This window comes from Pseudaeromonas paramecii (genome assembly GCF_039540575.1).
GTDB lineage: Bacteria > Pseudomonadota > Gammaproteobacteria > Enterobacterales > Aeromonadaceae > Pseudaeromonas > Pseudaeromonas paramecii.
In genome coordinates this window covers 503495-515844 of the sequence record NZ_BAABFC010000001.1, presented here as the reverse complement: position 1 = coordinate 515844, position 12350 = coordinate 503495, and the positions used below count along the sequence as shown (strand labels likewise).

The following is a 12350-nucleotide window of genomic DNA, read 5'->3' as shown; positions in this document are numbered from 1 at the left end:
AGTATTAATGTGTTCGCCGTCGTCTAAATCGGACCTCTCCGAGGCCTGCCTCGGCGAGTGCAACAATTTATTCTGCGGCATTTTGCCACCTATCCACGGGTAGCCAGCCGCCTAGTTCCATTTAGTAAGCTTTATTTTCTATGCAACCCATTGTCTTGACAGTGGAAATTTCGACGATTTTTTTGCGTCTGTGGATAGGCGGCAAATTGGCCACCTATCCCGCAGTGGGACCTGATCGTGTTCTTATTGATCATTTACACAGTGGTTTCCCTGTGGTTTTTGGCTTGGTTTCTGACCCGATGCAGACGCTACCGCCCCTGAGTCTCAGCCCTCACACTGCTGCTTGCACCACATCCTTGTGAGTCTCTATCCTAACCTGCCTTTGCGAACTTTGACATGCGAGTAGGTCACATTTGGCAATCTGTCAAAGTGGCTGGCTGGGGGCAATGTTGGGCTTCGCTTCTGCTCAGTGCCAACCTACGTGTGAAGTCCGTTCCGCCTTGGCTGCTTGGGCGTTCGGTATCCGGCGCAATACGCTTTGCTATTGCGCCCTACGGGGCTTGAGCAAATTGATTAATCGGCGGCGTCTCAGGGGCTGGCTAACGGGATCTGGCTCCCCTCTGTCTGGCCGAGGTGGCAGCGGGGGATAGGCGACGAGGCAGGAGGCCGAGTCAGCCATCGCCGTGTCTGGAACACGTCGATGGCGGGCCGTGATTCCCCGATGACGCCGAGGGAAGCCGCAGGCCCGGACAGCGGGGAGTGCCGGGTTCGCCAAGGGGGCGGCACGAGCCCCCTTGGCACGCCCCCGTGCCTGCGGAGAAGGTAAAGGAACCATTGCTGACAAAGGGCGGAACGGCCCAACCGCTACATCAGTCCCGCACCAGCGGTATCGGCAAAGTCTCGCTGCCCGACAGGGCGCAACGGGCAAAGCTTTTCTGGATAAATAACCTCAACGAAGGTGAGCCAGCCCAATGCTGACCCCACCCCAACCCTCCCCTTGGCAGGGGAGGGAGCCAGTGTTCAATCCCGCATCCGGCGGCTATTGCCCCCGGCTGTCCAGCTGCGCCAGCAGCTCCCTCATTTCCTCGGCCATCACAGGCCGCACTCGCCGTGCCACTTCCTGACCGTCTTTTAGCAGGATCAGCGTCGGCCACAGCTTGACCTTGAAGGCGCGGCCGAGGGGCTTGCCCTTGCCGTCATAGAGCTTGAGATGGGGCAGCTGGGGATAATCGGCCATGGCGGCCTGCACCGCCCGCGCACCGGCCTGGCAGTGCATGCACCAGGGCGCGCCAAATTCCAGCAGCAGCGCCCCCGGCTGCCCACTGACCTGCTCCAAGCTGGGCGCATCTTCGGAATAGTCGGGGTTATAGCCCTTGCAGAGATTGTCCATACGATCCTCTTCTTGCCAAAAATGTGGCTGTTACTTGTTCATAGCGGTAGTTATTCAACCAGACCAACCAAATCAATGCCAAGCCTGCCGCCCTTAGTACGGAACCGTGTTTAGTCAGCGTCTTTGCTTTTTGGAGTAAATCCATCACCAACATTCGACGTCTGGGCTGCTTACGGGATCCGTCTCCCCTCTGTCTGGCCGAGTCGACTGCGATGGTCGGGCGGTGCGGCAGGGAGGCCGCACCAGTCATCATCATGCATGGGCCAAACCGAGATGGGACGGGATTGAGTATCCCGGCCCGGTTTGGCGCGAGGGCAGGGATAGCCCGAGCGGGATGCGGAGCCAGGGAGGGCGAAGCGGCGTCGATGGCGGGCCGTTATCCCCCGGAGATGACGAGGGAAGCCGCAGGCCCAGACAGCAGGGAGTGCCGGGGCCAAACCGGATCCGGGACGGGATTGACAATCCCGGTCCCGGTTTGGCGCGTAGGGCAGGAGCCCGGAGCGGGTCGTTAGTCAGGGATGCGTTGCCAAGGAAGGCGATGCCGGCATGAGCCCCCTTGGCACGCCCCCGTGCAGCGGGAGGTTGGAAAGGCGTTGTGGCTGACAAGGGCGGAACGGATAAAGCCCAATCTGAGCCGCCGGATCACAACGGCCAAGCGACCCCACCCTCAAGACCTATCTGCCGCCAGGCAGCTAGCTCCCTGCCGCCAGGCTCCAGGGCCCCTCGGGCATCTGGGCCACCTGCTCCAGCAGCCACTGGCGGAAGGCGCGGATCCGCGGGCGTTCGGCGTTCTCCTTGCCGCACAGGAAGAAGTAGCGCCGGCGGGAGGGGATCTGCAGGGCGAAGGGTTGCACCAGCTCGCCGCGATTAAGCCGGGGGGCGGCCAGCAGGCCGCGGCCCATGGCCACGCCCACCTGGTTCATGGCCGCCGCCAGGGTGAGATCGAAGTGGTTGAAGATGTCACAGCGCTGCTGGATGTCCAGCGCCAACCCGGCGGCACTGAGCCACTGCTGCCATTCGTCGTACACGGCGTCCGGGTGCAGGGCCTCCACATCGTGCAGGAAGCGGCAGCCGGCCAGGGCGGCCGGGTTGTCCCACAGGCCGTGCTCGTCGGCGTAGCGGCGGGCGCACACCGGGCTCAAGGTCTCGCCAAACAGCGGCAGGCACTGCACCCCGGGCTGGGGATGCTCGTCGTAATAGATGGCGGCGTCCACCGGATCGCGGTTGAAGTCCAGCAGGCTGGCCCGCACCCGGACCCGCAGCTGGATATGGGGGTACTGGCGGTGAAAGTCCGCCAGCCGCGGCACCAGAAAGTGGCGGGCGAAGGTGGGCACCACCCCCACCACCAGCAGGCCGGTGGCGCTGCCCTTGTCGATGCTGTCCAGCTCGTCATACAGGCGACCGAGGCCGGCGTGGATCACCTCGAACAGCCGGCGCCCCTCGTCGGTGAGGCTCAGCTGGCGCGGGGTGCGCAGGAACAGGGCGTAGCCCAACTGCTCTTCGAGGCTGCGGATGCGGTGGCTGATGGCGCTCTGGGTCAGCATCAGCTCGTCGGCGGCGCGGGTGAAGTTCAGGTGGCGGGCGGCGCACTCGAAGCATTGCAGGGCCGACAGGCTGGCGCGGCGCAGCAGTTGGGCCGTCTTGCCCACGGCTAAGGGGGTGTCGGTCATGGGGAGGCCTCGGGGGAGTAGTGGTATGAATTTTACTCATGCCTGTGGCAAATATTGTGCGCTGCCATGAATTTTTTAGGGCGACTAGACTGACGCTATTGCGATTAAGAGGAGCAAGGCCATGAAAGACGCATTGAAGATCGCCATCATAGGCGGCGGTTCCACCTACACACCCGAGATCATCGAGGGGTTCCTGAACCGGCTGGACCAACTGCCCATCAAGGAGCTGTGGCTGGTGGACTGCGAGGCGGGCTGGGAGAAGGCCCAGGTGGTGGCGGATCTGGCCCGGCGCATGATCCGGCGGGCCGGCGATCCCTTCAGCCTGACCCTGGCCCTGGACCGGGCCGCGGCGCTGCGGGGGGCCGATTATGTCTGTACCCAGTTTCGGGTGGGGCTTATTCCGGCGCGGATCAACGACGAGCGCACGGCCCTCAAGTACGACATGATTGGTCAGGAGACCAACGGGGTGGGGGGCTTTGCCAAGGCGCAGCGCACCATACCCGTGATCCTGGATATCTGCCGCCAGATGGAGGCCCTGTGCCCGGAGGCCTGGCTCATCAACTTCACCAATCCCTCCGGCATGGTCACAGAAGCTGTGCTCAAGCACAGCAACATCAAGGTGGTGGGGCTGTGCAACGTGCCTGTGCTCACCGAGAAGGGGGTGGAGCAGATGCTGCAGGTGGCGCCGGGTCAGTGCCAGATCCAGGTGGCCGGGCTCAATCACTTCATCTACATACGTCACGCCTGGCTCAACGGTCAGGACAAGCTGCCGGAGCTGCTGGCGCGGGTGGCCGAGGATCCCGATGCCCTGCGGCCCAAGAACATACCGCCGTTCAAGTGGGATCCAGATCAGCTCAAGAACCTGGGGGTGATCCCCTGCTGCTATCACCGCTACTACTACCTGCCCGATGAGATCATGCAGCACGAGCTGGAGCATGAGAAACGCGAAGGCACCCGGGGCGAGGTGGTGGCCCGGCTGGAGGAGCAGCTGCTGGCGCGCTACCGGGATCCCAAGCTGGACATCAAGCCGCCGGAGCTGGCCCAGCGGGGTGGGGCCTACTACTCGGATGCCGCCTGCGAGCTCATCAGCGCCATCCATAACGACAAGCGCACCATAATGCACGTCAACGTGCGCAACAACGGCGCCATCAAGGAGCTGCCGGCGGACTGTGCGGTGGAGGTGAGCTGCGTCATCACAGGCAACGGCCCTGTGCCGCTCAACGTCGAGCCCTTCGCCAATCCGGCCATCGTCGGCCTGCTGCGGCTGATGAAGGCCTTCGAGGAGCTGACGGTAGCGGCGGCCGTCACCGGGGATTACGGCACCGCCTTGCAGGCCTTGACCCTGAACCCCATGGTGCGCAAGGGACCTGTGACCCGGCAGGTACTGGATGATCTGCTGGCGAGCAATGCCGCCTACCTGCCCCAGTACGCCCACCTGCGGCGCTGATCAGTCCGGCAATTTTATACAAAGCTCCCGTGCCGGCCTTGGGCTATGATGGGCCGGCACACAGGAGGGCAGTATGCAGAAGCCATCGCAGGAGCAGGCCTGTTATCGACAGGCACAGGTGCTGGGCGGACTGGAGCTGCTGGACGCCAGCTACCACAGGCAGAACTTTTCTCGCCATACCCATGAGGGCTACACGCTAGGGGTCATAGAGACAGGTGCCCAGCGTTTCTTTCGCACCGGGGCCAACCATGTGGCGCCGCGCCACAGCATCATTCTGGTCAACGCCGACGAGGTGCATAACGGCCAATCGGCCACCGCCGAGGGCTGGAGCTACCGCGCCTGCTATCCCACGCCGCAACAGTTTGCCGCCCTGGCCCGCCAGGCGGGGCTGGCCGGCGCCCCCTATTTCCCGTCCGCCGTGGTGGCCGATGCCGATCTGGCGCTGCGGCTGCGGCAGCTGTTTGCCCTGCTGGCCGGCCCCCACAGCCGCTTGCAGGCCGAGAGCCTGCTCTATCCCGTGTTGCTGGATCTGATGTGCCGCCACGGTCGCCGTCCCGCCGCCCTGGCCGAGTCCGCACCGGCCCGGGACCGGCTGGCCCGGGTCAAGGCCTGGCTGGATGAGACGCCCCAGGCGGATCTGAGCCTGACGCAGTTGGCGGATCTGGCGGCCATGAGCCCCTTTCATCTGCTGCGCCAATTTGGTCGCCGCTATGGCCTGCCACCCCATGCCTACCAGATCCAGGCCCGCCTGCGCCTAAGCCGGGCGCTGATCCGCCAGGGCATGCCGCTGCTGGAGGTGGCGCCGGCCTGCGGCTTTCACGATCAGAGCCATCTGCACCGGCACTTCAAGCGGGCCATGGGGCTGACCCCGGGCCAGTTCGCCGCCGCGGTACAAGGCAAGAAGATACAAGTCTGCGGCGCGTCAGCGCGCTAAGCTCGGCGTTTTGCTGGCTTGTCGCTTGTCGCCATCGCGCCTTGCCCGTTTCCCTTATCGAGTCCTTGTCATGTCCCAGTCGCTTTCCGATCCCGCGCCCCAGGCGCACCCCGTTCACTCCCGCTGGCTATCTGCCTGGCGGGGGGCCCGCAGCATGCTGCCCCTCACCCTGGCGGTCACCCCCTGGGGGATACTGGCCGGTGCCCTGGCCATGGACGCGGGCCTGGCGCCCTGGCAGGGCCAGGTCCTGTCGGTGCTGGTGTTTGCCGGCGCCGCCCAGCTGGTGGCCATCGGCATGGTGCAGTCCCAGCTGGGCTGGCTGCCCATCCTGGCCACCACGGCCCTCATCACGGCCCGCCACCTGCTTTACGGCATGGCCTGGCGCCTTACCTTGCTGCCGCTCTCCCGGCCCTGGCGGCTGGGGCTGGGCTTCCTGCTCACCGACGAGCTGTTCGCCCTGCATACCGTCGACCGGCTGAAGGCCTTCGACCCCTGGTTTGCCCTGGGGGCGGGCTTGAGCTTTTATCTGGGCTGGAATCTGGCCACCCTGGTGGGGGTGGTGGCGGGTCACAGCCTGCCGGATCTCACCCACTGGGGGCTGGACTTTGCGGTGGTGGCCACCTTCATCGCCCTGGTGCTGCCCGGCTGCCGCAGCCGGGCGGTGTGGGGCTGTGTGCTCAGCGCCGCCGGCTTGTCGGTGGTGGGGGCGCTGTACTTTCCCCAGGTAGGGCTGCTGGTGGCGAGCCTGGGGGGCATGGCGGTAGGTTATGGCCTGAGTCGGCGGGCTGATGCCAGGGAGAGCAGAGGATGAGTCTGGGTCTTATTTTGGCCATGGCGGCCCTGGTGTTTGGCAGCCGTTACCTGTTTTTGGTGCGGCGTCTGCCGCTGCGGCTGGGCCCCCGCACCCTGCGCTTCTTGAGCTTCGCCTCGCCGGCGGTGCTCACCGCCATCTGGGTGCCCCTGGTATGGGTGCGAGACGGGGCGCTGGACACCCGGCTGACCAACCCCTACCTGCTGGCGGCCCTGGTGGCCATGGGGCTGGCCCTGGGGCAGCGCCACACCCTGGTGACCGTGCTGGGCAGCCTGCTGGCCTTCTTCTGCCTGCGGCACTGGGGCTAGCTGGCACAAAAAAACGCCCCGGGAAACCGGGGCGTCTGCTGGGAAGGTGAAGCAAGGGGTCTGGCGCTAGAGCTTGAGGCCGTGCAGCAGCTGGGTCAGCTCCCGCGCCGTCACCATCAGGTTCTGGGTGCCGGCCACCGTGCTGGCGGTGGACTCCTCCACCTGCATGGACTGGCTGCGTACCTCTTCCAGGTTCTGGGCGATGTCCGCCGCCACCGAGCTCTGCTGCTCGGAGGAGGTGGCGATCTGGGCGCTCATCTCGAACACCGACTCGCTGTAGCTGGCGATGCGCTCTATGTCGTGGCCCACGGTGCTGATGAGCTCCCGACTCTCGGCAGCCTTCACCACGGTTTTCTCCATGATGTTGTTGAGATCGCTGGTGCCCGATTGCAGCTCCTCGATCATCTGCTGTATCTCCACCGTGGCCTGCTGGGTGCGGCCCGCCAGGGTGCGCACCTCGTCCGCCACCACAGCAAAGCCGCGGCCCTGCTCACCGGCCCGCGCCGCCTCGATGGCGGCATTGAGCGCCAGCAGGTTGGTCTGGCCTGAGATGGCGTTGATCACGGTCACCACCTCGTTGATCTTGTTGGCCCGGCTGGTGAGCTGCTCCACGGCACTGGAGGCGTGGCTGATCTCGTCGGCCAGGGTCTGGATGGAGTCTATGGTCAGGTTGACGCGGCTGGCTCCCTGGGTGGCCTCCTCGCTGGAGAGGCGGGTCTGGGTGGAGGTGTCGTTGGCATTGCGCGCCACCTCGCGGATGGCGGCGGTCATCTGCTCCATGGCGGTGGCAAGCGAGTCCAGATACTGGCGCTGGGACTGGGCGATGCCCTGACCCTCGGCGGCGGCATCGCGGAATTCGTCGGCAAACATCTCCAGGGCCTCGGCGCTGTCGTTCACCCGGTGCAGGGTGCGCTGCTGCCGCTCGGCCACCTGATCCAGGTAGCCGGCCACCACGGTGAATTCATCCCGGGCCGCCGGCAGGGCCATGCGTACCCGCATGTCGCCCTCGGACAAGCGCTGCAGGGCCGAGATGAGATCATAGAGGCTGTGGCGCATGTATTGGCCCAGCAGCAGTGTGATGGGGCCCATGATGAGCACGGCCAGCAGCAGGACGAAGAGGGTGCTGCCCTGATGCGCCCACAGGCTGGATTGGCTCAGATCCAGGGTGCCGGTGACATACTGGCCACTGGGGCTTTGGGCCGTGTAGCGGAGGAGGTCACCCTCTTCAAGCTTGCCCGGAGCGCCTGTCTTGCTCAGACTCAGATTGGCGGGCAGCTTGCCCGCCAGCTCGCCCTCGGTACCGATGAGCTTGGCGGCCAGCTCAACCTGACCCACCAAGGCGGCATAATCGTCCGCGTCACGCAGCTGTTGGTTGTTGGCCAGGGTCACACCCATCACCAGCACCAGCACCAGCAGGGGCAGCCAGAAGATGAGCCAGAATTTTTCGGCGATGGTGAGGCGGGTGAGCAAGGGATGAAGCCATTTCATCTTGGGTTTTTTTATCATTCTTGGCATCTCGTATGAAAGGAAGAAAGAAAACCCTTTCATTCTAGCGATCTGGCGGAATAACCGCAGTATGGGGGGATCACAAAATGTCTCAACGGTGTGTGCGTGCTCGGGTGTTTGGCCTGGTACAGGGGGTGGGGTTTCGCTACTTCACCCAGCGCGAGGCCAGCCGGTTGGGCCTGGTGGGCCGTGCCAGCAACCTGGCCGATGGTTCCGTCGAGGTGTTGGCGGCCGGGGAGGCCGAGCAGGTGGCAAGTCTGCTTAGCTGGCTGCACAGCGGTCCGCGCACCGCCAGCGTCGAGCGTGTGCAGTTGGAGGAGCTGGCCGAGCTGGATCGGGACTATGACGGCTTCTTCGCCCATTGAGCAGCTGCAGCAGGCGCTGGAGCAACAGATCAGCCAGCTGACTCGTCTGCTGGCGCAGCCCGACTGGCAGGCCGACGACTGTCACGATTTTCGGGTCTGCGTCCGTACCCTGCTCAGTGCGTGTCCCTTACTGGTGCTGGCCAATCCCTGGCGACCCAGCCTGGCGCCGCGGCTGAAGGCGCTGATCCAGGCCAGCAATGCCCAGCGTGACTGGGAGGTGCGCCTTGGCTGGCTGGCCCGCTGGCCCGAGGCCACCCGCTGGCAGCAGCGGTTGTTGGCCCAGCGACCGCAGAGCGCCGGGCGGCCCGATGCCGAGGCGAGCCGTCGCCTGCTGGCCGGTTTGAGTGCCCACCGTCAGGATCTGGCTCAGGCCCTGAGCCTGCCGTGGGACGCCTGGCTCGCCCGCTATCAGGCCCAGGCGGTGGAACGGGTCATGGCCAGTTATGAACGGCTCCAGGCAGGAAAACCGGCGCGTTACCATGGCTTGCGACTGGCCATCAAGCGGCTGCGTTATCTGAGGTGGCTGCTGGGGGCGACGCCGGACCAGCTGGCGCCCTTGCGCCACTGGCAGACGGCATTGGGGGAGATCTCGGATCTGACGGGCTTGGCCCAGTGGCTCAAGGGGCAAGGCAGTCACCGCTTGCGCCGTGAGGTGGCGGCGGCATCCTGGCTGCGCCAGGTGCGCTTGTTGGGGCAGCGGCAGGCGCTCTGGGATATTTGCCAGGCGATGACTACCGCTGCAGATTAAGGTTTAGTTGCAGCAGCCGCCACGGCGCAGGTTCACCAGGGCGATGACCAGGGCCACCAAGAGGTAGGCGCCGAAGATCAGGATCAGCCATTGGGGCATCTCCCAGCTCAAGAAGGACCATTGCCGTTCGGAGCAGTCGCCAGTGGCCTGAAACATCCAGGGCATCCAGCTGTCCAGCGGCAGGTCAGCCGGGAAGGTGGGGAACAGGGGGCAGGACTTGAAGGGGGAGGGATGCAGCTGCAGATCCGTGTGCTTCAACGCCAGCTGCAGACCCCGCAGGGCACTCAAGCCCCACAGCAGCAGGGCGCCCCAGCGCAGGATGAACCAGCGCGGGTTGATGAGGGCCAGCAGGGCCGCCGCCAATATTCCCAAAAAGGCAATCCGTTCGTCGATGCACAGCACACAAGGCTGCAGATCCAGCACGTGCTGGAAATAGAGGCCGCACAGCTCAAAGGCCAGGATAGAGAGCGCGAGCAGCGCCCAGCCGGTACGTCTGGCGCTAAAGGCTTGAAGGGTGGCGAACATGGTGATTCCTGATGAGAGACGAGTGGCTGATTAGAAAATAAAAACCGCTAAAAATAAAGGACCCAGCGGGTCCTTTATCGGTTAATTGCGTGACTGATCAATGGCCTGCCGGTGCGGCGGCGGGGCTAGCCGTCGCCACGTGGTGGCTGATCCAGCCCATGTCATAGAAGCTCTGGGTCAGATCCGGTAGCAGGAACATGATGCCGGCCAGACCCACCAGGGTCAGCACTATGGTGTAGGGCAGGGCCATCCAGACCATGCGACCGTAGGAGAGGCGAACCAGGGGCGCCAGGGTGGAGGTCAGCAGGAACAAGAAGGCGGCCTGGCCGTTGGGGGTGGCCACCGACGGCAGGTTGGTGCCGGTGTTGATGGCGATGGCCAGCATGTCGAACTGATCCCGGCTGATGGTGCCGTTCATCCAGGCCTGTTTCACCTCTGTGATGTAGACGGTGCCGACGAACACGTTGTCACTGACCATGGAGAGCAGGCCGTTGGCCAGGTAGAACAGCGGCAACTGGGTTTCGGCCGGGGCATTGAGCACCCACTGGATCACAGGCACGAACAGGTGCTGATCCACGATCACCGCCACTATGGTGAAGAAGACACACAAGAGGGCGGTGAAGGGTAGGGACTCGGTGAAGGCCTTGCCGATGGCATGCTCCTCGGTCACGCCGGTGAAGGCAGTGGCCAGCACGATCACCGACAGGCCGATGAGACCCACCGCCGCCAGGTGCAGCGCCAGGCCCAGCACCAGCCAGACACAGATCACCGCCTGCACCGCCAGCTTGACCTTGTCCCGGGTGGTCAGATTGGCATCTTCATGCTCATCGTATTCCTTGAGGATGCGATAGACGGAGTCCGGGATCAGGGCGCCGTAGCCAAACCAGCGGAATTTCTCCACCAGGATGCACACCAGCAGACCGCAGATGAACACGGGCACAGAGACAGGGGCCACCCGGATGGCGAATTCGGCGAAGTGCCAGCTGGCCTGCTCACCTATGATGAGGTTCTGCGGTTCGCCCACCAGGGTACAGACGCCCCCCAGGGCGGTCCCCACCCCGGCGTGCATCAGCAGGCTGCGCAGGAAGGCGCGGAACTGATCCAGATCGTTCTTGTGATGATCCTTGACGGTATCATCGTTGCTCATGTCGTGATCCGCCGGGTGCTCTGAGGCCACCTTGTGGTAGATGCCGTAGAAGCCCACCGAGATGCTGATCACCACCGCCAGCACGGTCAGGGCATCCAGGAAGGCAGACAGGAAGGCGGCCATCAGGCTGAAGGCCAAGGAGAGTGCCACCTTGGAACGCAACCGCACCAGCAGCTTGGTGAAGACGTAGAGCAGCAGTTGCCGCACGAAGTAGATACCGGCCACCATGAACATCAACAGCAGTATGACCTCCAGGTTGGCCGCCACCTCGTGCTTGACCTGCGCGGTACTGGTCATGCCGATGGCGATGGCCTCCAAGGCCAGCAGACCACCGGGTTGCAGCGGATAACACTTGAGGGCCATGGCCAGGGTGAAGATGAATTCAGCCACCAAGACCCAACCGGCCACGAAGGGATCCAGGCTGAACAACAGGGGATTAACCAACAAGAAGGCCAGAATGCTCATCTTGTACCACTTGGGCGCACTGCCAAGGAAATTGAGGGCAAAAGCCCTGCTCAAACTTATATTCATTGCGTTTTCTCTAAATTGGCCACGATTAGTTGTTATTTCCCTTATGGCGCGCGGTACGTGGTGGGGCGCCAAGCTAGGGAGTGTAAACAAATTGGCTGTCATGCCCTAACACAATAGCCGAGAAATGAGCCAGATTTGAGCTGGCTCAAACAGTTACAGTCAGCTGAGTCCAACTGGTCGCACCTGTGCTTGTTACATTTATGGCGCCTTTGTTATCATCGCCGCTGTTTTTACACCAACGAGCAATGACATGGTCATCAAAGCCCAAAGCCCGGCTGGATTTGCCGAAGAGTACATCATCGAATCCATCTGGAATAACCGCTTCGCCCCCGGCACCATATTGCCTGCCGAACGTGAGCTTTCAGAGTTGATTGGCGTGACCCGCACCACCTTGCGGGAGGTGCTGCAGCGCCTGGCGCGGGATGGCTGGCTGACCATTCAGCATGGTAAGCCGACCCGGGTGAATAACTTCTGGGAGACCTCGGGGCTCAACATCCTGGAGACCATAGGTCGATTGGATCAGGAGAAGTTTCCGGCGCTGATCGATCAACTGCTCTCCGCCCGCACCAACATCAGTGCCATCTTCTTGCGCGGTGCGGTGAAGAACAATCCGGACATGGTGCAGAGTCTGGTCACCGGCGCGCCGGATCTGACCGAGCAGCCCGACGAGTTTGCCGACTTCGATTACCGCCTGTATCACCAACTGGCCTTTGCCTCCGGCAACCCCATCTATGCCCTGATCCTCAACGGTTTTAAGAGTCTGTACAGCCGGGTGGGACGCATCTATTTTGCCGAGGTGCAGGCGCGGGAGCTGGCCTATGGTTTCTACCAGAAGCTGGGGGAGCTGGCGCAGCAGCGTGACGCCGATGCGGTGGTCTACCTGGTGCGGCAATATGGCGCCCAGTCCGGTGTGCTCTGGGCGCGCTTGAAGCAGAAGATGTCGGTCAATCTCGAGGAGGTTTGAGCCA

At 63.6% G+C, this 12350-nt stretch carries 12 protein-coding genes; 7 read left to right on the top strand and 5 right to left on the bottom strand.

Annotated features, from left to right (window positions below; all coding sequences use genetic code 11):
• Positions 1 to 1039: 1039 nt before the first annotated feature.
• Together ABD847_RS02545 and ABD847_RS02540 are read right to left on the bottom strand one after the other, a co-directional pair.
• Entirely contained in the window at positions 1040 to 1390 is a 351-nt protein-coding gene (locus ABD847_RS02545; protein WP_345009718.1) for a thioredoxin family protein, read from the bottom strand.
• 692 nt (positions 1391 to 2082) lie between these two features.
• Positions 2083 to 3060, bottom strand: coding sequence for a LysR substrate-binding domain-containing protein (locus tag ABD847_RS02540; RefSeq protein ID WP_345009716.1), 978 nt, complete (start codon positions 3058 to 3060; stop codon positions 2083 to 2085).
• Between the two features lie 121 nt (positions 3061 to 3181).
• Here ABD847_RS02540 and ABD847_RS02535 point away from each other — a divergent pair, with 121 nt between their 5' ends.
• The 4 genes from ABD847_RS02535 (at position 3182) to ABD847_RS02520 (ending at position 6560) form a co-directional block, all read left to right on the top strand.
• Positions 3182 to 4507 (top strand): 6-phospho-beta-glucosidase, encoded by a 1326-nt coding sequence (locus tag ABD847_RS02535; RefSeq protein WP_345009714.1) that lies wholly within the window; start codon positions 3182 to 3184, stop codon positions 4505 to 4507.
• Positions 4508 to 4580: 73 nt separating this feature from the next.
• On the top strand, positions 4581 to 5441 hold the full coding sequence (locus tag ABD847_RS02530; protein WP_345009712.1) for an AraC family transcriptional regulator: 861 nt from the start codon (positions 4581 to 4583) through the stop codon (positions 5439 to 5441).
• Positions 5442 to 5511: 70 nt separating this feature from the next.
• Positions 5512 to 6252 (top strand): AzlC family ABC transporter permease, encoded by a 741-nt coding sequence (locus ABD847_RS02525; protein WP_345009710.1) that lies wholly within the window; start codon positions 5512 to 5514, stop codon positions 6250 to 6252.
• Complete coding sequence (locus ABD847_RS02520) at positions 6249 to 6560, top strand: AzlD domain-containing protein (RefSeq protein ID WP_345009708.1); 312 nt, start codon at positions 6249 to 6251, stop codon at positions 6558 to 6560. The genes ABD847_RS02525 and ABD847_RS02520 overlap by 4 nt, the downstream gene beginning before the upstream one ends.
• 66 nt (positions 6561 to 6626) lie before the next feature.
• Here ABD847_RS02520 and ABD847_RS02515 read toward each other — a convergent pair whose 3' ends face one another.
• Positions 6627 to 8063, bottom strand: coding sequence for a methyl-accepting chemotaxis protein (locus tag ABD847_RS02515; protein ID WP_345009726.1), 1437 nt, complete (start codon positions 8061 to 8063; stop codon positions 6627 to 6629).
• 89 nt (positions 8064 to 8152) lie between these two features.
• On the opposite strand from ABD847_RS02515, the gene yccX reads away from it, so the two are divergent.
• Both yccX and ABD847_RS02505 read left to right on the top strand, forming a co-directional pair.
• Positions 8153 to 8431: an acylphosphatase gene (yccX, locus tag ABD847_RS02510; RefSeq protein WP_345009706.1), complete on the top strand. Its 279-nt coding sequence runs from the start codon at positions 8153 to 8155 to the stop codon at positions 8429 to 8431.
• Complete coding sequence (locus tag ABD847_RS02505; protein ID WP_345009704.1) at positions 8409 to 9179, top strand: CHAD domain-containing protein; 771 nt, start codon at positions 8409 to 8411, stop codon at positions 9177 to 9179. Before yccX ends, ABD847_RS02505 begins: the two co-directional genes overlap by 23 nt.
• A 3-nt stretch (positions 9180 to 9182) precedes the next feature.
• Here ABD847_RS02505 and dsbB read toward each other — a convergent pair whose 3' ends face one another.
• Positions 9183 to 9704, bottom strand: coding sequence for a disulfide bond formation protein DsbB (gene dsbB, locus ABD847_RS02500; RefSeq protein ID WP_345009702.1), 522 nt, complete (start codon positions 9702 to 9704; stop codon positions 9183 to 9185).
• Between the two features lie 97 nt (positions 9705 to 9801).
• Positions 9802 to 11382: a sodium/proton antiporter NhaB gene (gene nhaB / locus ABD847_RS02495; protein ID WP_345009701.1), complete on the bottom strand. Its 1581-nt coding sequence runs from the start codon at positions 11380 to 11382 to the stop codon at positions 9802 to 9804.
• Positions 11383 to 11632: 250 nt separating this feature from the next.
• Here nhaB and fadR point away from each other — a divergent pair, with 250 nt between their 5' ends.
• Positions 11633 to 12346 carry a fatty acid metabolism transcriptional regulator FadR gene (gene fadR / locus ABD847_RS02490; protein ID WP_345009700.1) on the top strand — a complete coding sequence of 238 codons (714 nt, stop codon included), beginning with the start codon at positions 11633 to 11635 and terminating at the stop codon, positions 12344 to 12346.
• Positions 12347 to 12350: the final 4 nt, after the last annotated feature.

Coding starts and splice junctions, on each gene's coding strand:
- ABD847_RS02530 (WP_345009712.1), top strand. CDS start 4,581: ATGCAGAAGCCATCGCAGGAGCAGGCCTGTTATCGACAGGCACAGGTG.
- ABD847_RS02535 (WP_345009714.1), top strand. CDS start 3,182: ATGAAAGACGCATTGAAGATCGCCATCATAGGCGGCGGTTCCACCTAC.
- ABD847_RS02545 (WP_345009718.1), bottom strand. CDS start 1,390: ATGGACAATCTCTGCAAGGGCTATAACCCCGACTATTCCGAAGATGCG.
- nhaB (WP_345009701.1), bottom strand. CDS start 11,382: ATGAATATAAGTTTGAGCAGGGCTTTTGCCCTCAATTTCCTTGGCAGT.
- ABD847_RS02505 (WP_345009704.1), top strand. CDS start 8,409: ATGACGGCTTCTTCGCCCATTGAGCAGCTGCAGCAGGCGCTGGAGCAA.
- ABD847_RS02540 (WP_345009716.1), bottom strand. CDS start 3,060: ATGACCGACACCCCCTTAGCCGTGGGCAAGACGGCCCAACTGCTGCGC.
- yccX (WP_345009706.1), top strand. CDS start 8,153: ATGTCTCAACGGTGTGTGCGTGCTCGGGTGTTTGGCCTGGTACAGGGG.
- ABD847_RS02525 (WP_345009710.1), top strand. CDS start 5,512: ATGTCCCAGTCGCTTTCCGATCCCGCGCCCCAGGCGCACCCCGTTCAC.
- ABD847_RS02520 (WP_345009708.1), top strand. CDS start 6,249: ATGAGTCTGGGTCTTATTTTGGCCATGGCGGCCCTGGTGTTTGGCAGC.
- fadR (WP_345009700.1), top strand. CDS start 11,633: ATGGTCATCAAAGCCCAAAGCCCGGCTGGATTTGCCGAAGAGTACATC.
- dsbB (WP_345009702.1), bottom strand. CDS start 9,704: ATGTTCGCCACCCTTCAAGCCTTTAGCGCCAGACGTACCGGCTGGGCG.